We start from the raw sequence: 22,254 nt of genomic DNA on the forward strand, positions 1-22,254 counted from the left end.
AGCAAATACTTTATGTACTGCCTATACTTATATAGTATTAAATAAGTTAAATCTACAGTTTTCAACTAATTTCTAAAGAAATATTCTAATTTATTTGTACAGTGGTATAATATATAAATAGAACATAAAGCGTTGGAGGAATAACATGAATTTATATAATGATATATTAAAAAGGGATGAAAAAATATCAGTAGTTGGTCTAGGTTATGTTGGTATACCACTAGCTGTAGAATTTGCAAAGCATGTTAATGTAATCGGGTTTGATATAAATGAAGAAAAGGTTAATTCATATATAAATGGTGTCGATGTAACAAAAGAAGTTGGGGACTGTGAATTAAAAAATACAACTGTTGAATTTACAAATGATGAGTCTAAATTAAAGGAAGCTAAGTTTCATATAGTGGCTGTTCCAACTCCTATAAATAGTGACAAGACTCCGGATTTAAAGCCAGTTATAGGTGCGACTGAAACTGTTGCTAGAAATCTTACAAAGGGTTCAGTAATAGTATACGAATCAACAGTATATCCAGGGACAACTGAAGATATATGTATACCAATACTTGAAAAAATTTCAGGTTTAAAATATGGACAAGATTTTAAAATTGGATATTCTCCAGAGAGAATAAATCCAGGGGATAAGGTAAATAGATTAACTACAATAGTGAAGATAGTTTCAGGATGTGATGATGAAACTTTAGATATAGTAGCAAAAGTTTATGAAATAATTATAGAAGCTGGTGTTTATAGAGCAGAAAGTATAAAGGTTGCTGAGGCTGCTAAGGTTATAGAAAACTCTCAAAGGGATATAAATATAGCTTTTATGAATGAATTAGCAATGGTATTTAACAAGATGGATTATTGATACTAAGGCAGTTCTTAAAGCAGCTGGAACTAAGTGGAACTTCTTAAACTTTACTCCAGGTTTAGTTGGGGGACACTGTATAGGAGTTGATCCATATTACTTTATATATAAAGCAGAAGAATTAGGATACCATTCTCAAATAATATTAGCAGGTAGAAAAATAAATGATGGTATGGCTAAGTATGTAGCTGAAAATACTATCAAAAGCCTTATAAAAGCTGAAAAGCAAATAAAAGGTGCAAAGGTAGCACTAATGGGATTAACTTTCAAAGAAAACTGCCCAGACACTAGAAATACAAAGGTTATAGATATAATAGAAGAATTAAAAGAGTACGGAATAGAAGTTTTAATATATGATCCTGTAGCTGATGAAAAAGAAGCTTTTGAACATTATGGAATAAAACTTAACTCTAAAGAAGATTTAAAAGATGTAGATGCAGTAGTTACTGCTGTTGCTCATAATGAACTTAAAAATATTACTTTAGATGATATAGAGTCTATGTTTACTGAGGGAAGTAAAGTATTAATAGATATAAAGGGAATGTATGATAAAAAAGAAGCTCAAAATAGAGGATTAATATACTGGAGATTATAGTGAGGTAAGATATGAAAGTATTACATGTATGTTCCTATTATATAACTTCAAAGTTATATAGAAATTTAGTAGAGAACTTAGAAGAATTAGGTATTAATCAAGATGTTTATATACCAGTCAATTCTGATGATTTAATTAATAAATTTAGTGGAACTGATAATGAAAAAACAAAATATATTTACTCTAAATGTTTTAATAAAATTGATAGAGTAAGTTTTAGATTGAAAAATAAGAAAATATATAATGATATAAAAAATAAAATAGATTTAGATAGTATAGATATATCACATGCACATTCTTTATTTGTAAATGGATATGTTTCATATAAACTAAAGAAGGAAAAAAATATAGATTATATAGTTGCAGTAAGAAATACTGATGTTAATACGTTTTTCAAGAAGATGCCACATTTAAGAAAAATAGGTGTAAAGATTCTTGAAAATGCTAAGCAAATAATATTTATTTCATCAAGATATAAAGAACATGTAATTGATAATTATATTCCAGATGAACTAAAAAAATCTATAGAAGAAAAATCAGTAGTAATTCCAAATGGTATAGATAAGTTTTGGTTTGATAATCTTAATATGAAATCTAAAGCTATAGATAAAAATAACTTAAAGTTAATATACGTAGGAAAGTTAGATAAAAACAAAAACTTAGATACGTCTATGAAAGTTGTTAAAAAATTAAATGAACTAGGGTATAAATCTACTTTAGATATAGTAGGAAATGGGGCGGAGTTAGAAAGAATAAAAGAAGTATCAAATAACGAATACAAAGACATGATTAAACTACATGGGTTTATGAATAAAGAAGAAATAATAGGTTTATATAGAAATAGTGATATATTTATAATGCCTTCAAAGTATGAAACTTTTGGTCTTGTTTATATAGAAGCTATAAGTCAAGGGTTACCTGTTATATATACAAGAAATCAAGGGTTTGATGGATATTTCAAAGAGGGTGAAGTAGGTTTTAGCGTTAAGTATGATGATGTAGATGAGATAGTTGAAAAGATTAAAGATATAACAAATTCTAAAATCAACTTAGAGAACCTAGAAGGTGAACTAAGAAAATCATTTGTATGGGAAAATATTGCTAAAACGTACTATGAAATATATTCGGGAAGGTAAGTTTATGAAGATTTTATATTTAGTAAATATGAATGAGAATAATAGAAAAGGATTATTTACTGCAACTCATGAGAAATTAAAGGAAATTGTAAAGGATGAAGAAGTAAGAGATTACGGAATTTACTGCATACAATTTGTAGATGCAGGACTTATGAAGTTACTAAAAAAACTTAAAAATAAGGAAGTAAGAACTAAAGGAGCCGATGAATTTATTCATGAAGGTTTAATATATAAAAAGATTTATATAAAAGTAGGGCTAATAAATAAATTTATAGAAAAGATTAATTTAGATAAGTTTAACTATTTACCAATGCTTAAAAAACATAAAAATGATATAAAAAAGTATGACTTAATAAGTGCTCACTGGGGTTATCCTCATGGAAGAATAGCTTATTTTATAAATAAGTTATTTAATAAGCCATATATAGTAACTTACCATGGTAGTGATGTACATACTATGCCAGTTAAAAATCCTCATATAAAAAATCAAGTATTAGAGGTAATGAATAACGCTTATAAAAATATATTTGTAAGTAATAAATTATACTTAGATGCTAAAAAACTTGGATATAAAAAAGAAAACTATATTATAACTAAAAATGGAGTAAATATAGATAAATTCTATCCAATAGATATAAAAGAAAAAGATAGTATTAAAGAAAAACTAAACTTAAAGAACACTGTAATAGGCTTTGTTGGGAATTTAAACAAAGTAAAAAGAGCAGATAAGTTAATAGAAATATTTGAAAATATAAGAAATAATAAACCGAATTTAGATATAAGCTTTTTAGTAGTAGGAGATGGTGAACTAAAATCATCTATGATAAATAAATCTAAAGAAAAAAATCTAGATGTAGTTTTCACTGGAAATGCTAATGTAGATGAAGTAAAAAATTATATGAATGTAATGGATATAATGGTGCTTCCAAGTAGAAATGAAGGATTTGGATTAGTTATAGTAGAGGCAAATGCTTGTGGTACTAGAGTTGTAGCTAGTAATGTAGGAGGAATTTGTGAAGCTATAGAAAGTAAAGAGTTTCTTGTAGATGATGGAGATAACTTTGAAACAAGATTTGCAGACAAAGTATGTAATGTATTAGATAAGGAATATATTAAAAGTAATTTAGTAGAATCTGTTGTAGATAATTTCTCATGGGAAAATATTGCAAAAGATGAAACAAGCATATATAAAGGAGGCCTACATGAGTAAAGTAGCTAAAGCAACAATAGGTCTTATGATAGTTACTATGCTATCTAAATGCTTAGGTTTTGGTAGAGAGTTAGTTTTAGGTGCTGCTTATGGAGCGACTTCTTATAGTGATGTTTATATAACTGCTATGAATATACCTATAACTTTATTTTCAGTAATAGGGACAGGACTTGCAACAACTTTCATACCACTATACTATGAAAATAGAACATTAGGTGGAGAAGAAAAAGGTATAAAGTTTATTAATAACACATTAAATATAGTTCTAGTATTAGGAAGTTTAATGGCAATACTAGGTATGATTTTTACGGAACCATTAGTTAAGTTATTTGCAATTGGATTTGAAGCAGAACAATTTAAAATGGCAGTACAATTTACTAGAATAATGATGTTTGGAGGACTATTCTTAGCTGTAACAAAGATTATGTCTTCTTATCTTCAAACAAAAGAAAACTTTATAATACCAGGTCTTGTAGGTGTACCTTATAATATAATAATAATTACATCTATAATATTAAGTGTAAAAACTAATATATACGTATTAGCAATAGGTACGCTACTTGCTATGGGTAGTCAATTTTTATTTCAAGTACCTTTTGCAGCTAAAAAAGGATATAAATATAAACCAATACTTAATCTAAAAGATGAGTATGTTAAAAAGATGATATGGTTAGTAGGTCCAGTATTTATTGGAGTATTTGTTAACCAAATGAATGCAGTAGTAGATAGAACTTTAGCGTCAACTTTAGCAGAAGGTAGTATATCTGCCCTTAACTATGCTAATAGATTAAATGGCTTTGTTATGGGATTATTTATAGCAACTTTAGGGGCTGTTATATATCCTATGCTTTCTAAATTATCATCTGAAAAGAATGATGAAAAGTTCACAGAGTCGGTAGTAAGTAGTGTAAATAGTGTTGTATTATTAGTAGTTCCAATTTCTGTAGGTGCTATGGTACTATCAACACCTATTGTTAAGCTTTTATTTGAAAGAGGTGCCTTTGATGAAAGAGCAACAGCTATGACTTCAATAGCACTTGTATTTTATTCTATAGGTATGGTTGCATTTGGTCTTAGGGATATATTAGGGAAGGTGTTTTATTCACTTCAAGATACTAAAACCCCTATGATAAATGGAGCAATTGCAATGTCTATGAATATAGTACTTAACTTGATGCTAGTGAAATTTATGGGGCACGCTGGACTTGCTTTTGCAACAAGTATATCTGCACTTATATGTACATTCTTATTATTTAATAGCTTAAAAAAGAGAATAGGATATTTTGGACAAGACAAAATAATTAAGTCTACTATTAAGTCACTCATTGCATCAATTATTATGGGGATAGCAGCCTTAATAACTAATAAATTACTAAGTAGTTTATTAGGAGTAGGTTTCATGTCAAACGTAATAAGCCTATTTGGAGCAATAATTGCTGGGGTAGTAGTCTATGGATTGCTAGTTGTAATATTAAAGGTTGAAGAAGTGAAAATAATAACCGATTTAATAAGAAAAAGGTTAAAAAGATAGAAAATTAAAAAGCATCATTCGTACAAGTACGAATGATGCTTTTTGTGTGAGAAATACTTAAAAAAGAGATGTTTTCTATTTTAAGTACTTTTAATTGTACCCTATATTGCAAAAAATGTCTACTAAAAATCGAAAATGAAACAATTATTAGTACAATTAATGTATAATATAATTTGTAGTATATTTAAGGAGGAGTAAGATATGTCAGTTTTAGACAAAATAATGAACAAAGCAGATGAAGCCGAGATAAGGGTATTAAATAAAATAGTAGATGCTATTGACGACAACGAAGCTAAAATTCAAGATCTTAGTGATGATGAATTAAAAAATATGACAAATATATTTAAAGATAGATTAAATAAAGGGGAAACTTTAGATGATATTTTAGTTGAAGCTTTTGCAGTAGTAAGAGAAGCATGTAAAAGGGTACTAGGTATGAGACAATACAGAGTACAGCTTATAGGTGGAATCGTATTACATCAAGGAAAAATAGCTGAGATGAGAACTGGTGAAGGTAAAACACTAGTGGCAGTAGCTCCTGTTTATTTAAATGCTTTATCAGAAAAAGGGGTACACGTTGTAACAGTAAATGATTACTTAGCAAAACGTGATAAAGAAATAATGCAACCAGTATATGAATTCTTAGGTATGTCTGTAGGAGTTATAATACATGGTCAAGATCCAATTGAGAGAAAAGCACAATATGATTCAGACATAATATATGGAACTAATAATGAATATGGATTTGATTATCTAAGAGATAATATGGTAACTAGAAATGAAGATAAAGTTCAAAGAGAACTAAACTTTGCAATAGTAGATGAGGTTGACTCTATACTTATAGATGAAGCTAGAACACCTCTTATAATATCTGGTACTGGAGAAGAAAGTACTAAATTATATGATATAGCAAATGCTTTTGTTGAAAGTTTAGCCCCTGATGACTATGAAATAGAAGAAAAAGATAATACAATAGCCCTTACGGAAAGTGGACTTAAAAAATCTGAAAGTTTCTTTGGCATTGATAATATAACTAATATAGAAAACATAGAAATATATCATCATATAAACCAAGCTTTAAGAGCTAATAAATTAATGGAAAAAGATGTAGACTATGTAGTAAAAAATAATGAAATAATGATAGTAGATGAATTTACAGGAAGAATAATGGATGGAAGAAGATACTCAGATGGTCTTCACCAGGCAATAGAGGCCAAAGAAAGAGTTGAGATTAAAAGAGAATCAAAAACTTTAGCTACTGTAACTTTCCAAAACTTCTTTAGAATGTATAAGAAATTATCAGGAATGACTGGTACTGCTAAAACTGAAGAAGCAGAGTTTCAATCTACTTATAATATAAATGTTGTTACAATACCAACTAATAAGCCAATATTAAGAGCAGATTTAAATGACTTAGTATTTAGAACTGAAGAAGAAAAGTATGAAGCTGTTGTAAATGAAATAGCAAAAATACATGCTACTAAACAACCTGTACTTGTTGGAACAGTTTCTATTGATAAATCTGAATACTTATCAGGATTATTAAGTAAAAAGGGTATAAAGCATGAAGTATTAAATGCTAAAAATCACTCAAGCGAAGCTGATATAGTTAAAAAAGCTGGTAAATTAGGAGCTGTGACAATAGCTACTAATATGGCTGGTCGTGGTACTGATATATCTTTAGGTGATGGAGACCTTGTTGAAGAAGATGAGGTAAAAGAACTTGGTGGATTATATGTAATAGGTACTGAAAGACATGAAACAAGAAGAATAGATAATCAGCTAAGAGGACGTTCTGGTCGTCAAGGTGACCCTGGAACATCTAGATTCTTTGTAAGCTTAGAAGATGAAGTTATAAAACTTTATGGTGGAAATAGTATAGAAAAAATCGCAAATAGAATAAAAGCTGAAAAGGGACAACCATTAGAAAGCAAAAATCTACTAAAAGCTGTTGAAAGAGCACAAAGAGGAATCGAAGGGCGTAACTTTGAAATAAGAAAGAACGTAATAAAATACGATGATACAATAAATGAACAAAGAAAAGTTATCTATGCAGAAAGAAATAAGGTATTAGATGATGTAAGTGTTGAAAATGAAATACAAAATATGGTTAGAAGAGTTATAGAAGAAACTGCAAATAAATACTTAGTTAAGCAAAAGGATTACTATGGATATTTAAAAAGTTTATATAGTACTTTTATGCCAGAGAATACTTTATTGATACCAGATATGGATAAAAAGAGTGTAGAAGAAATTATAGAATACACTTATGATTTATCTAAGAGAGTATATGATTTCAAAAAAATCGTAGTAGGTATGGATGAGCTTAAAGCATTAGAGAAAAAGGTATTATTAGAAGTAGTAGATACACATTGGATAGATCATATAGATGCAATGGATCAATTAAGACAATGCATAGGCCTTTCTGCTATAGGTCAAAAAGATCCAGTTAAAGAATATACTATTCAAGGATATGATATGTTTGAAGAATTAAATGATACTATAAGAAAAGAAACAGTTAAGTATCTATATAAATTTAGCTAAAATGATTTTAAGAAAGCAAAAGGCCTTGGACAAAGTCCAAGGCCTTTTAATGTGAGAAATACGGAATAAGAGATGTTAGAAATTTCTTAATTCCTTAATTTGATTATACTATAAGCATATGAAAAAGTCGAGCGATTGTAGAACACAAAAACAAAAAAAACTACAAATTTGTAACCATTACCAGACATGGAAATAACTAATAAAAATAAAAATATAAGCTAGTAAATATAAACATATGGCAGATTAAGTCGGATAATAATAGATAAAGAAAAATAAAGCCGAAATGAGGGGAATTGACATGAAAAAGACAGCTATGTCTATAATATTAGCACTATTTATAAGCTCATCTACCATATACGCAAGTGCAGCAAGTGGTAGATACATTATAATAAATAACGAATCAACAGATCCAAAAACTTATCAAAGTACTGGACCGATAAATGAAATTGAGCATGTAGGTGAAAGTAGAAAAAGCTTAGATGAAATACATCCTATAGATAAAGTTATACCATTTGATAATACTAATGCACCTCTTGCTACTCCTAAAGAGGTATCACCGTATAATCTTAGAAGTATGTCTGCAGTTGAAGGTACAAAATCTTTTAATGTATCAAATTTAAAAACAGGTGCAGATTATAAAATTAATGCAAGCTTAAAGTACTCAGGAGATAAAGTTGATGTATGGGTACATGATGATAGCATTACTAAAGAGGAAGCAACAAGCATAGGTGAAGAGTTTGAAAATAATATTTATAACACTATTAGAAATAACTTTGGACACGAAAGTGATGTAGATAAAAACTCAAAAATAAGTATACTTTGTTATGACATAATAGATGACTTTGATACAACTAATGCATATACTCAAGGATATTTTAGTCCTAAGGATTTATATAATGTAAATAATTCTAATAACGGAGAAATGTTTTATATAGATACTTATCCATCTATGGGAACAGGAAGTACAAAAGATATTTCTGAGGTATATCCAGTTTTAGCCCATGAATTTCAACATATGGTTAATTACAATGAAAATGTATTAAAAGGAAATGGGAAAGATATGGATGTTTGGATGAACGAAGGTTTATCATTAGCAGCAGAGCAATTATATCTAAAAGAGCCAAGATTAAATAGAATATATTATTACAATAGAGCGAGAGCAATAGCAAATGGACACTCTTTATTATATTGGGATTATAATGGTGATACATTATCTAACTATTCATTATCATACTTATTTATGGAATACTTGAGAATACAAACTAATCAAGGAAACTCTATATATAAAGAAATAACAGATAATACTCAAAATAATTATAAAGCAATAGAATCTGTTATTCAAAAATACATTGACCCTAATATGACTTTTGGGAAATTTATGACAAACTTTAGAGTAGCTTTAGCGATCAATGAACCAACTGGTAAATATGGATTTAAAGGTGAAGATGGATTTGATCAATTAATACCACGTACATATAGTGGAAGTGGAGCAAGCCTAAGAGGTGGAGGATCTATAGTATTAGATGCTTCTGAAGGAAGAAGTGTAGAAACATCTAACTTCAGTGGTAGCGAATTAGTATATGTTGATACTGGAAATATGAAAGATATTCAACTTAAAAGACTAATAGGAGAAAACAGATATGATACAGCTGTAAAAATTAGTCAAGAAACATTTAAAGATAGAGCGAATTCAGTAGTTTTAGTGAATGGAAGTAGCTATTCTGATGGTCTTTCATCAGGACCATTAGCATCAGCAACAAATTCTTCAACTTTATTAACTCGTGAAGATAGATTACCAAATGAAACAAAAAATGAATTATTAAGACTAAAACCATCTAAAATTTATATAGTAGGTGGGAAAAATGCTATACAAGATAATGTAGTAAATGAAATATCTAATACTATAAATATATCTAAAGAAAATATAGTAAGAATAGCTGGAGATAACAGAGAAGATACTTCTCTACAAATAGCAAAATATATGAAAAATATAGGAAGTATAAATAGATTATATTTAGTAAATGGATACAAAGGTGAAGCCGATGCAATGAGTATAGTATCAAAAGCAAGTAAAGATAAACAACCTATAATAATAACTAATGGTAATAAATTAAAAGATGAAAATCTAAAATGGGTAAAAAGTTCAGGAATCAAAGATATTTATACTATAGGTGGAGAACTAGTTATGTCACCAAGCTTTATAAGTAGTGTTGGAAACGTAGTTGGCACAAATTTAGAAGCAAATAGAATATACGGAGTAAACAGACAAGAAACTAATGCTAAAGTATTTAAAAAGTTCTACAAAGATGTAGATACAGTAATAGTAACTAGATCAGATGAACTTATAGATGCATTATCAGTAGGAGTTTTAGCTGGAACTAAAGATGCGCCTATAGTTATAGGAACAAATAATCTTACTCAGTCTCAAATTGAGGCTATTAAAGGAAGCGGCTATAGCAATGTAATAGAAGTAGGTGGAAAAATAAGCCCAAGAGTGATTTCATCTATAAGATAATTTAAAATAGAATATTTTAAAACTAAATAGAAGCTTAGAGACCATAATAGTTAAAAGTTAACTTAAGCAAGTGTCATATAGGAGTGGACAATCATAGAATGTATGAGGGCTCAAGATGATCGCCTAATATGGCCAAAATGGAGGGGTTAAATTGAAAAAAATAGCTATATCCATAATGTTAGTTATGGCTCTAAGTTCTTCTATGATATATGCTAATACAAATAACCAAAACAGATATATTATAATAAATAACGAATCAACAGATACAAGAAATTATCAAAGTACTGGACCGATAAATGAAAATGAGTATGCAAAGGATGAAGATGGTGGCTTAGATGAAATACATCCTATAGATAAAGTTATACCATTTGATAATACTAATGCACCTCTTGTCACTCCTGATAAGATAGAAGAATTTAAATCATCTAATGGCACATCTACAGTAGGATATACTAAAGAATTTAATGTAACAAATTTTAGAAATGATAGTGAATATAAAATAACAGCAAACCTAGAATATTCAGGATATAAAGTTAATGTATGGGTATATAAAGACAGTATTACCAAAGATGAAGCAACAAGTATTGGTAAAGAATTTGAAAACAATATTTATAACATTGTTAGAAATAACTTTGGACATGAAAGTGATGTAGATGGTGATTCAAAGATAAATATACTTTGCTATGACATAATAGATAATTTTGACACAACCAATGCATATACACAAGGGTATTTTAGCCCAAAGGATTTATATAATGTAGAAAACTCTAATAAATGTGAAATGTTTTATATAGATACTTATCCATCTATGGGTACTGGTAGTAAAAAAGATATCTCTGAAGTATATCCAGTTTTAGCCCATGAATTTCAACATATGGTCAATTATAATGAAAATGTATTAGAAGAAAATGGCCAAGATATGGATACTTGGATAAATGAAGGTTTATCATTAGCAGCAGAACAAGTTTATCTAAAAGAGCCAAGATTAAATAGAATAAATTATTATAACAGATCAAGATCAATAGCTAATGGCCACTCTTTATTATACTGGGATTATAATGGTGACACATTATCTAACTATTCATTATCATACTTATTTATGGAATATTTAAGAATACAAGCAAATCAAGGAAACTCTATATATAAAGAAATAATAGATAATCCTCAAAATAACTATAAATCAATAGAATCAGTTATCCAAAAATATATTGACCCTAATATTGCTTTTGGGAAATTTACTACAAGTTTTAGAGTAGCCTTAGCTATTAATGAGCCAACTGGCAAATATGGATTTAAAGGTGAAAATGGATTTGATCAAATAATACCACGTATATATACAGGAAGTGAAGCAAGCTTAAGGGGTGGAGGATCTATAGCGTTAGATGCCTATGAAGGTAAAAACTTAGAGATAGCTAATTTCGGAGATAGTGATTTATCATATGTTGATACTGGTAATATGAAAGATATAAAACTAAAAAAACTAATCGGAAATAATAGATACGATACAGCCGTAAAAGTAAGTCAAGAAGCATTTCAAAATAAAGTAGATTCAGTAATTATAGTCAATGGAAGTAGCTACTCTGATGGTCTTTCATCAGGTCCACTTGCATCAGTAACTAACTCTTCTACTTTACTAGCTCGTAAAGATAAACTACCAAATGAAACAAAGAATGAATTAATAAGATTAAAACCATCTAAGATTTATATAATAGGTGGACCTAATGCCATTCAAGAAAGTGTAGTAAATGAAATATCTAATACTATAAGTATACCTAGAGAAAATATAATAAGAATAGCTGGAGATAATAGAGAAGATACTTCACTACAAATAGCTAAATATATGCAAAATATTACTAATGTAAGTACCTTATATTTAGTTAATGGATATAAAGGTGAAGCAGATGCTATGAGTGTACTATCAAAGGCATGTAAAGATAAACAGCCAATAGTAATAACTAATGGTAATAAGCTAAAAGAAGAAAGTATTAAATTTATAGATGATTTAGGCACAAAAGATATTTATATAATAGGTGGAGAGCAAGTAATGTCTAGAAATATTATAAATAGTGTTGAAAATATAGCGAATACTAGCCTAGAAAGTAAAAGAATATATGGAGTAAATAGACAAGAAACTAATGCAGAGGTTATTAAAAGATTTTATAAAAATTTAGATACAATAATAGTAACTAAATCAGATGAACTTATAGATGCATTGTCTGTAGGAAGTCTGGCTGGTAATAACGATGCTCCTATAGTTATAGGTACAAATAAATTGACTACATCTCAAATAAATGCTCTTAAAGATAGTGGATATAAAAATATAATAGAAGTTGGTGGAGATATAAATCCAAATGTAATATCATCTCTAAGATAATTTGAAAGTAGTAATATAAAATTTATTAACTCAAGTAAATAGGTATATGCAATTATACTATTTGCTTGAGTTATTTTTCTTATTCAAATAAAGGAAATAAATGGAATAAGTACACATAAAGGTATATAATAAAAAAGTCATAATCAAAATCTTAGGGGGATTAGAATGAGAATAAAATCAATAGACATAGTTAGGGGACTAGCAATATTACTTATGATAATTGTAAACAATCCAGGGGTCAAAAGAGGATACATACAATTAGAACATGCTACATGGAATGGAGTAACACTTGCTGATTTTGCATTTCCATTTTTCATAATATGCATGGGAGTATCAATACCAATATCAATAAACAATAAAATCAAAAAGGGAGTTTCAAATAATAAAATAATAATAGACATTATAAGAAGGTCTGCCATTATGATACTTTTCGGTCTATTTTTAAACTACTTATCAAATAGAGACCTTAACACGATTAGAATAATGGGAGTATTACAAAGACTAGGTATAACTTACTTAATAGGTAGTCTACTTTACTTGGGAATAAGAAAATTAAATAACAAAAATAATAATATAGTATCGATATTATTAAGTATTTCATTAGTAATAATAGCTTTATACTACATAATTGCAAAGCCATATGGTTTTGAAATGGAAGGAAATTTAGCTCAAATAGTAGACATAAGATTATTGAATGGGCATTTACATAAGCCTAACTTTGATCCTGAAGGACTAATTACAACAATCGTATCTGTATCTTCAGTACTTATAGGAAGTGTTTTAGGATGTATAATTACAGATAAAAATAAATCTGAAAAAAACAAACTTACTAGCATGATACTAATAGGAGTAATATTTACTATAGGGGCATTTTTATTTAATAATTACTTCCTATTCAACAAGAGGTTATGGTCTAGTTCCTTTGTATTATTAACAGGTGGAGTTTTTAGTATTATACTTTCAGTATTTTATTATATTTGCGATATGAAGAAAAAGTATAAGCCACTTGTTCCGATTATAGCACTTGGTAGTAGCCCCATATTTATTTATATGATGCTTGAAATTATTAGTAAAACATTATGGAAGGTAAATATATTAAGTGATTTTACTAATGAAGTCGTTGGACTTAGAACGTGGATAACTTATGAATTTATAACACCATGGGCAGGTAATTTTTACGATTCTATAATATTTTCAAGTTTATATGCTGTAATTTGGATTATTATAATGCTTTATATGTATAGAAAAAATAAATTTATAAAAATTTAAATAAGGATATTTTGATTAATTGTCTTAACTCTTTTGGGTTAGAAAAATAAAAAAGGGTTGATATAAAGTGATAGTACACTTTATATCAACCCTTTTATAAATTGAATTATAATAATTTTACTTATTGTATAATTCGTCTACTTTGTTCCAATCTATTACATTCCAAATATTTTTTACATAATCAGGTCTAAGATTTTTATATTTTAAATAATAAGCATGCTCCCAAACGTCAATTGTAAGTATAGGAGTAAACCCATCTTTAAGAGTAGTGTCTTGATTTGATGTAGCTTTTATAAATAAGTCTTTGTTATTATCCATAACTAAAGATGCATATCCTGAACCAAATTGAGCTATAGCTTTTTTGCTTAATTCATCTTTTAAATTTTCTACACTACCAAAAGTTTTATTTATTTTTTCAAGTAAATCACCTTTTGGCATTGTGCAAGCGTTTGGAGATAAAATAGAGAAGTATAAGTTGTGGTTGTAAACTCCACCACCTTGATTTATAACACCCTGTCTAATCTCTTCTGGTAATTCAGATACATTTCTTAATAAGTCTTCTAAAGTTTTTCCTTCTGTAAGGTTTTCATAATCCTTTAAAAGATTATTTAAATTATTTACATAAGTTTGAAGATGTTTACTATAGTGTGTTTCTATAGTTTGAGCATCTATATAAGGCTCTAATTCATTAAATTCATATGGTAATACTATTTTATCATACATATTAAGCACCTCTTTTTTATAATATAATTAGTATATATATTCCCCTTAAATTTCCAAGGTAAACTAATTTTAATTAAATTTATTTTGTAACTAATTAATAGCAGTTTATTCCTGTAAAAATATGTCCTTTGCTATTCTATTATGTTATAATTAAGACAACTGACTATAAATAGGGGGGATTTTATGAAAAGAACAATAAAAATGATGGCCACAGGTTTAATAGCCACATCACTAGTTGCTCCAACAGTATCATTTGCAACTAGCACTGACTTAAAAAATAATGAAAATATTAATATAAATTTAGAAAAAACAACTGTAGTATTAGGAGATACATCAAAAATAAGTATAAAATTCAAAGAAAATCTAAATGCAGATTCAATAACAATAAACTTCTTATGTTATGATATGCCACTTTCAGCTAATTTAAAACTCAATCCTGAAACAAATTCATATGAAGGTATAATAGAATTTAATAAAGATCCAGAATACTTAAATGTATGGCAAATAGAAAATATTACAATAAATGGGGAAAATGAACAAATATTAGATAAGCAAAAATTAGAAGAATTAGGACTAGATTTACAAGAGTATAATATAGTTCAAGAGTACATAATAACTAATAAGAAATATTTAAGTTCATATGTTGAAAAAACATCAGCTCCAGTAAAAAAACTTATTGGTGATAATAGAGCTCACACAGCAACAAAAATTAGCCAAGAAGGATGGAAAGATGGAGCAGATAAAGTAATTTTAGTAAATGGAAATGCTATAGCAGATGGAATAACAGCAACACCTCTTGCAACTACTATGAACGCACCAATACTTCTTACTGATAATAATGGTATACCACAAAGTACAAAAGATGAATTAGCACGTTTAAATCCGAAAGACATAATAATAATAGGTGGAGAAAGTGTTGTTTCTAAGAGTATAGAAAATGAATTAAAAACAAGTGCATCTTCAAATGTACTTCGTATAGCAGGTATAAATAGATATGAAACTTCATTAAAGATAGCTAAGGAAATAGATGACTATCATGATGTAGAAAAAATATTTATAGCTAATGGATATCAAGGCGAGGTAGATGCTCTTACAATAGCTGCAAAAGCTGGTCAAGATAAGCAACCTATAATATTAAGTGAAAAAACTAAATTACCAGATATGACTTATAACTGGTTAAAGAACGAAAACTTAAAAGACGCATATTTTATAGGTGGAGAGACTAATTTAACTACAGATGTTATACACCAAATGGCAGGAATAACAACTCTAGCTAGCGGTCAAAGTGTATATAAAAATAGAGTTTATGGAAAAGATAGATATGAAACTAATGCAAAAGTAATGGAAAAGTTCTATACAAGTGAAAATTTAAATTCAGTTTTAGTAGCTAAAGGAGATGTATTAGTTGATGCACTTACAGCAGGACCTTTAGCAGCTAATTTAGGTTCTCCAATACTTATAACTAAAACAGATAGCATACCAAGTTATCATGATAATAATTTGAATAATAAAAATGCTGATTTAGTTTATCAAGTTGGTGGAGGAATTAAAGATAATGTGGTAGGAGATATTGCATATAGATTATCACTTCATAATAGTGGGTCAAAAACTGTAGTTATAGATCCAGGTCATGGAGGAGCAGACTCAGGAGCACCAAGTAAAATAGATCCATCAATATTAGAAAAAAATTATACACTAGATGTATCATTAGCTACAGCTGATTATTTAAGAAAAAATAATGTAAATGTGGTAATGACTAGAGATAAAGATGTAACTACAGCTTTAAAAGCAAGAACTGATTTATCAAACAGTATAAATCCTGATTTATTTACAAGTATACATTTTAATTCATTTGATGATCCGAATGCAAATGGGCTTGAAGTATTTTACAAAAATAAAGATAAAAATGGTGGACCAACTAAGACTTTAGCAAACAATATATACAATAGTATATTAGAAAAATTTAATTTAAGTAAAAGAGGACTTAAGACTAGTACTCTTAATGATGGAAGAGATCGTCTACATGTATTAAGAGAAACAAATGCTGATGCAGTATTAGTTGAATGTTCATTTATAACTAGTCCAAAAGATCAAAAATTAGTTGATGAACTTCACGAAAGACAACTAATGGGAACACAAATTGGTAAAGGTATAGAAAAGACGTTAAATTAGTGCAAAATTCTAGTATGTTATATCATTATAATAACAGTTACTATATTGTTACAATGACATTTACTATATTGATAAACTTATAATAATTGAGTATAATATAAAAATAAGTCAAAAAATGTTGTTATATGATTTAACATGCTAAAATGGAGGTAATTATGACTGGATATACTGGTGAAGGTTATGAATTTAATTACTTGCAATATAAAAACGCTATTGATTCTAGTGAAGTTAAAGGAAATTGGATGTTTGATGCATATCAAAGAATATTAGATATAGTACTTTCGTTAATTGGCCTTATAATTGGAGTGCCTTTAATACTTATATTTGGAATTCTTATAAAAATAGAAGATAATGGACCAATAACTTATAAACAAGAAAGACTAGGTAAAAATGGAAAGAAATTTTATATATACAAGTTAAGATCTATGAGAACTGATGCAGAAAAATTTGGTGCTCAATGGGCGGAAAAAGATGACCCAAGAATTACTAAAGTCGGAAAGTTTATCAGAAAAACGAGAATCGATGAACTCCCGCAGTTATTTAACATACTAAAGGGAGATATGAGTGTAATCGGACCAAGACCTGAAAGACCGTCATTTACGGCTCAATTTAATGAAGAAATACCTGGATTTATTAATAGACTAGCTGTGAAGCCTGGGCTTACTGGATGGGCTCAAGTAAATGGTGGATATGAGATTACTCCTGAGGAAAAACTTATAGAAGATATGTACTATATAAGAAATAGGAGCGTTTCTCTAGATTTTAAGATACTATTTAAAACAGTAGCTGTAGTATTAACAGGAGACGGAGCTAGATAATTTTAAAAATTAGATTATTGATTATAAAGGGCTCTTATAAAGAGCCCTTTTATATTGAGTGAAATTTAAAAAATTCAAAAAAAGGATATGAGCACAGATGATAAAGAAAACTATATCGGCAGTATCGCTAAGTTTATTAATTTTTACATCATCAACACTAAATATTTTTGCAGATAGTAGTTATAAGAAAGAGCTTATAGAAGGTAACAAACGTGAAATATCTATGGAGCTAAATAAATCTGCATTTAAAAAGGCTGATGAAGCAATACTTATAAATAAAGATTCTTTGGTTGATGGTATTAGTGCAACACCTCTTGCTTATGCAAAGGATGCACCAATAATAACTACTGAATGGAAGAAAATAGACAAAAAAACAATAGATTACATAAAAGATTTAGGGGTAAAAAAAATCACTATAATTGGTGGTTTAAAAGCTGTGTCTAAAACTTCTGAAAAAAAATTAACTGATATGGGTATAGAAGTAGAAAGAATTAGTGGAAAAAATAGATTTGAGACTGCTATGGAAATTGCTTCAGAACTTAATAAAATCAAAAATATATCAGAGGTATACTTAATAAACTCAAGAGCAGGTCTTGAAAATGTATTAGCTATATACGATAAAGCAGCTAAACAAAATATTCCAATTTTATGGTTTAATGAAGAGAATATTTCAAATACTAAATTTTTTATCAGAAAATATAAAATTGAAAAAGTTCATGCTGTAGGTGACTCAGAAAAATTTGTATATGAAGTTGAAAATAGTATAGCTAAAATTAAAGCTGATGTTGAAATTGTAAAAGACATCAACCAATTTGACACTAATATTAATACAATAAAAGAGTCACATAAAGGCGATATAAAAAAATTATACACTGCAAAGGTTGAGTATGGAAATCGTTCTGATGCATCAGAATATATATCTTTAGGTGTAGTATCAGCGAAACAAAATATTCCTATATTGATTACAAGTGATTCTTTCTCTTATTCTCAAGAGAAGTTTTTAGAAAAATCTAACGTAGAGAACGTGATTCAAGTTGGGCATGAAGTTAGTGAATATAGTGTATTTAATACATTAATGAGTAAAAATTTTATATCAGCTATGATATTAATAGTATTATTAGTAATAATAGTTGTAAGAGCATTTAAATATCAATCTTAAAAAGCTTTTTTTAAAAAGCTTTTTTGTGCTATTCAAAAAGTTTGTTAGATAAGGAGAAAATAACATGTCAAAAACAGCTAAGGCAGCGCTATGGATTATGATTGCAACAATGTTATCTAAAGTGCTAGGTTTCTTTAGAGAGGTTGTACTTGCTAGCTTTTATGGAACTGGACAATATTCTGACGTATTTTTATTAACATTAAATATACCAGGGCTTATTATTGCAGTTGTAGGTTCGGCAATAGCCACAATATATGTACCAATATACTTTGATACGAAAGAAAAACATGGTGAAGAAGGAGCTCTTAAATTTACTAATAATATGATAAATATTACAGCTGTATTATCTATAGTAATTGCAATATTAGGGCTTTTATTCACTGAAGAATTTATAAAAGTACTTGCAGGTGGATTTGAAGGTGAAAAATTTATACTTGCAGTTAAATTTACTAAGATTATGATAATAGGAGTAATCTTCTTAAGTATTAGTAAAATACTTAGTTCATACTTACAAGTTAACGAAAGTTTTACGATACCAGGTTTAATTGGTATACCATATAATATTTTTATAATAGCAGCAATTGCTATAAGTACTAAAACAAGTCCTATTGTAATGGCTATAGGTGCACTTTTAGGGATGGCAAGTCAGATGTTATTTCAATTGCCATTTGCTATTAAGAAAGGTTATAGGTATAAATCTTATTTAAATATAAAAGATGAAAATATAAAAAGTATGATAGTACTTATGTTACCAATACTTATAGGTGTAGCAATAGGTCAGTTAAATACAACTGTTGATAGAGCACTAGCTACAACTTTAGGTAATGGACCATTATCAGCTTTAAACTATGCTAATAAATTAAATGAATTTGTTATGGCTTTATTTGTTACATCAATAGTAACAGTTATTTATCCGAAATTAGCTCAAATGACTAGTTCAGATAATAAGGATGATTTTATAAGTACTATAGTAAGGTCATCAAATTGTATTGTATTATTAGTACTACCTATTACAGTAGGAGCTATCGTATTAGCGGAGCCAATAGTTAGGATATTATTCCAAAGAGGAGCATTTGATGCAGATTCAACACAAATGACTTATACTGCACTGAGACTTTATTCTCTTGGTTTAGTAGCTATGGGAGTAAGAGATATATTAACTAGAGTATTTTACTCTTTATCTGATACTAAAACACCTATGATAAATGGTAGTCTTGCTTTAATAATAAATATTATTTTAAACCTAGCACTTATAAAACCGCTAGGATATAGAGGACTTGCAATTTCTACAAGTATTGCTTCTATTATTACAGTTATACTTTTATTTATGTCTCTTAAAAAGAAAGCAGGTTACTTTGGAGGAGATAAAATAATAATTACAGGAATTAAAAGTCTAGTAGCAGCTATTGTAATGGGAGTTGTAACATTATTTGCATATAGAAGCCTATATAGTGTAATAGGAACTGGAAAAATAAATGAAATAATATCAGTTTCAATATCTGTTATGGTAGGGGCAGGTGTATATGGATTATTAATTATGATTTTCAAGGTTGAAGAAGTAAAATTAATATTTGATATTATAAATAAAACTAAAAATAAAATATTAAAAAGATAATTGTTTAGGAAGGATAAGATTATGGATTATAAAAAGGCATATAAGGCGTGGGTAGAATCTTCTTATTTTGATGAAAATACAAAGAATGAATTATTAAGTATAGAAAATGATGAAAAAGAAATTCAAGAAAGATTTTATAAGAACTTAGAGTTTGGAACAGGTGGACTAAGAGGGATAATAGGTGCAGGAACTAATAGAATAAATATATACACAATTAGACGTGCAACTTTAGGTGTTTGTAACTATATAGAAAAAGCTATGGGTCAAACTGGGAAAGATAAAGGTGTTGTAATAGCTTATGATAGTAGAAATATGTCTAGAGAGTTTTGTATAGAGGCAGCTAAAACTTTAGCAGCTTCTGGTATTAAGGCATACATATTTGATGAATTAAGACCAACTCCAGAATTATCTTTTGCAGTTAGATACTTAAACTGTGCTATGGGGATTGTAATTACAGCAAGTCACAATCCAAAAGAATACAATGGATACAAAGTATATGGTAGTGATGGTGGACAAGTTTGTATAGATATGGCAAATGAAATAATCGATGAAGTTAATAAAATAGAAGATTATAGTACTATAAAGACTGTTGATTTTGATAAAGCAGTTAATGAAAAAATGATAATAACACTAGATGAAGAAGTTGATAAAGCATTTATAGATGCAGTTAAGTCTCAAATAATAAACCAAGACATAATAAATGAATACCAAAAAGATTTAAAGGTTATATTTACACCTATCCATGGAACAGGAAATAAATCTATAAGACGTGCTCTAAAAGAAGCTGGATTTGAAAATGTTAAGGTTGTTAAAGAACAAGAAAATCCAGACCCTAATTTTTCAACGGTTACTTATCCAAATCCAGAAGAAAAATCTGTATTTAATATAGCTATAGAAATGGCAAAAGAAGATAATGCAGATTTAATAATAGGAACTGACCCAGATTGTGATAGAGTTGGAGTTGTTGTTAAAAACTCTAATGGAGAGTATATAGTATTAAATGGAAATCAAGTAGGTTCACTTTTAGTTAGATATGTACTTGAAAGTTTAGTTAACAAAAATAAATTACCTAAAAATCCGGTAATAGTAAAAACTATAGTTACATCAGAACTTGGAGCAGAAATAGCAAAACACTATGGAGTAGAAACTTTAAATACTTTAACAGGATTTAAGTTTATAGGTGAAAAGATAAATCAATTCCAAATGAGCAACGAAAAAACTTTCATAATGGGATATGAAGAAAGTTATGGATACCTAATAGGAACTCATGCAAGAGATAAAGATGGTGTTGTTTCATCACTTTTAATATGTGAAATGGCAGCTTATTATAAATCAAAAGGATTAAGCCTTTATGAAGGTTTAATGGACACTTATGAAAAGTTTGGATATTATAAGGAAGATTTAAAATCTATAACGTTAAAAGGTATAGACGGTATAGAAAAAATAAAAGAAATAATGAGTTATTTTAGAAATGCTAAAATGGATAAAATAGCAGATATAAAGATTAAAGAGATACTAGATTATAAAAAGGGTGTAGATGAACTACCGAAATCTGATGTACTTAAATTCTTATTAGAAGATGGTTCTTGGATAGCTGTAAGACCATCAGGAACAGAGCCAAAGATTAAATTCTATTTTGGAACTAATAGTGAAAATTTAGACAGTGTTAACTTAAAACTATCTAAATTAATGACTTCTATTACAGATTTAGTTGATTCTATATAGATACAG

Annotated in this window: 15 protein-coding genes and 1 pseudogene; 15 read left to right on the plus strand and 1 reads right to left on the minus strand. The window is 28.3% G+C overall.

The window, feature by feature from the left end:
* Nucleotides 1-145 precede the first annotated feature (145 nt).
* From BN899_RS20245 to BN899_RS00350, 10 genes and pseudogenes are all read left to right on the plus strand, one after another.
* Nucleotides 146-862 (plus strand): nucleotide sugar dehydrogenase, encoded by a 717-nt coding sequence (locus tag BN899_RS20245; RefSeq protein WP_330362395.1) that lies wholly within the window; start codon nucleotides 146-148, stop codon nucleotides 860-862.
* Nucleotides 858-971, plus strand: a pseudogene (locus tag BN899_RS20910) (hypothetical protein); the annotation flags it as partial. The gene BN899_RS20245 and the pseudogene BN899_RS20910, both read left to right, overlap by 5 nt.
* Nucleotides 972-1,034: 63 nt before the next feature.
* On the plus strand, nucleotides 1,035-1,457 hold the full coding sequence (locus BN899_RS20250; protein WP_330362396.1) for a UDP binding domain-containing protein: 423 nt from the start codon (nucleotides 1,035-1,037) through the stop codon (nucleotides 1,455-1,457).
* Between the two features lie 11 nt (nucleotides 1,458-1,468).
* Complete coding sequence (locus tag BN899_RS00320) at nucleotides 1,469-2,593, plus strand: glycosyltransferase family 4 protein (RefSeq protein WP_052356462.1); 1,125 nt, start codon at nucleotides 1,469-1,471, stop codon at nucleotides 2,591-2,593.
* Nucleotides 2,594-2,597: 4 nt separating this feature from the next.
* The gene (locus BN899_RS00325) at nucleotides 2,598-3,803 is read left to right on the plus strand and encodes a glycosyltransferase (RefSeq protein ID WP_042271282.1); all 1,206 of its coding nucleotides are present in this window, start codon (nucleotides 2,598-2,600) and stop codon (nucleotides 3,801-3,803) included.
* Nucleotides 3,796-5,334 carry a murein biosynthesis integral membrane protein MurJ gene (gene murJ / locus BN899_RS00330; RefSeq protein ID WP_042271285.1) on the plus strand — a complete coding sequence of 513 codons (1,539 nt, stop codon included), beginning with the start codon at nucleotides 3,796-3,798 and terminating at the stop codon, nucleotides 5,332-5,334. The genes BN899_RS00325 and murJ (BN899_RS00330) overlap by 8 nt, the downstream gene beginning before the upstream one ends.
* A gap of 201 nt (nucleotides 5,335-5,535) precedes the next feature.
* On the plus strand, nucleotides 5,536-7,878 hold the full coding sequence (secA, locus tag BN899_RS00335) for a preprotein translocase subunit SecA (RefSeq protein ID WP_042271288.1): 2,343 nt from the start codon (nucleotides 5,536-5,538) through the stop codon (nucleotides 7,876-7,878).
* A 298-nt stretch (nucleotides 7,879-8,176) separates the two neighbouring features.
* The gene (locus BN899_RS00340; RefSeq protein WP_052356465.1) at nucleotides 8,177-10,393 is read left to right on the plus strand and encodes a cell wall-binding repeat-containing protein; all 2,217 of its coding nucleotides are present in this window, start codon (nucleotides 8,177-8,179) and stop codon (nucleotides 10,391-10,393) included.
* 151 nt (nucleotides 10,394-10,544) lie between these two features.
* Complete coding sequence (locus tag BN899_RS00345) at nucleotides 10,545-12,767, plus strand: cell wall-binding repeat-containing protein (RefSeq protein WP_052356467.1); 2,223 nt, start codon at nucleotides 10,545-10,547, stop codon at nucleotides 12,765-12,767.
* A gap of 165 nt (nucleotides 12,768-12,932) precedes the next feature.
* The gene (locus tag BN899_RS00350; RefSeq protein WP_042271291.1) at nucleotides 12,933-14,036 is read left to right on the plus strand and encodes an acyltransferase family protein; all 1,104 of its coding nucleotides are present in this window, start codon (nucleotides 12,933-12,935) and stop codon (nucleotides 14,034-14,036) included.
* A gap of 117 nt (nucleotides 14,037-14,153) precedes the next feature.
* Here the strand turns inward: BN899_RS00350 and BN899_RS00355 are convergent, their stop codons facing one another.
* Nucleotides 14,154-14,759 (minus strand): superoxide dismutase, encoded by a 606-nt coding sequence (locus tag BN899_RS00355; protein WP_042271294.1) that lies wholly within the window; start codon nucleotides 14,757-14,759, stop codon nucleotides 14,154-14,156.
* A gap of 183 nt (nucleotides 14,760-14,942) precedes the next feature.
* Between BN899_RS00355 and BN899_RS00360 the strand changes: the two genes are divergently transcribed.
* The 5 genes from BN899_RS00360 (at nucleotide 14,943) to BN899_RS00380 (ending at nucleotide 22,248) form a co-directional block, all read left to right on the plus strand.
* Nucleotides 14,943-16,931 (plus strand): cell wall-binding repeat-containing protein, encoded by a 1,989-nt coding sequence (locus tag BN899_RS00360; RefSeq protein WP_042271297.1) that lies wholly within the window; start codon nucleotides 14,943-14,945, stop codon nucleotides 16,929-16,931.
* Nucleotides 16,932-17,086: 155 nt separating this feature from the next.
* Nucleotides 17,087-17,749: a sugar transferase gene (locus BN899_RS00365; RefSeq protein WP_042271300.1), complete on the plus strand. Its 663-nt coding sequence runs from the start codon at nucleotides 17,087-17,089 to the stop codon at nucleotides 17,747-17,749.
* Nucleotides 17,750-17,846: 97 nt separating this feature from the next.
* Nucleotides 17,847-18,908, plus strand: coding sequence for a cell wall-binding repeat-containing protein (locus BN899_RS00370; protein WP_042271303.1), 1,062 nt, complete (start codon nucleotides 17,847-17,849; stop codon nucleotides 18,906-18,908).
* Nucleotides 18,909-18,972: 64 nt separating this feature from the next.
* Nucleotides 18,973-20,523, plus strand: a complete 1,551-nt coding sequence (murJ, locus tag BN899_RS00375; RefSeq protein WP_042271305.1) for a murein biosynthesis integral membrane protein MurJ — start codon at nucleotides 18,973-18,975, stop codon at nucleotides 20,521-20,523.
* A gap of 21 nt (nucleotides 20,524-20,544) precedes the next feature.
* Nucleotides 20,545-22,248 (plus strand): phospho-sugar mutase, encoded by a 1,704-nt coding sequence (locus tag BN899_RS00380; RefSeq protein WP_042271308.1) that lies wholly within the window; start codon nucleotides 20,545-20,547, stop codon nucleotides 22,246-22,248.
* Nucleotides 22,249-22,254: the final 6 nt, after the last annotated feature.

It is taken from the genome of Faecalimicrobium dakarense (assembly GCF_000499525.1).
Lineage (GTDB): Bacteria > Bacillota > Clostridia > Peptostreptococcales > Peptostreptococcaceae > Faecalimicrobium > Faecalimicrobium dakarense.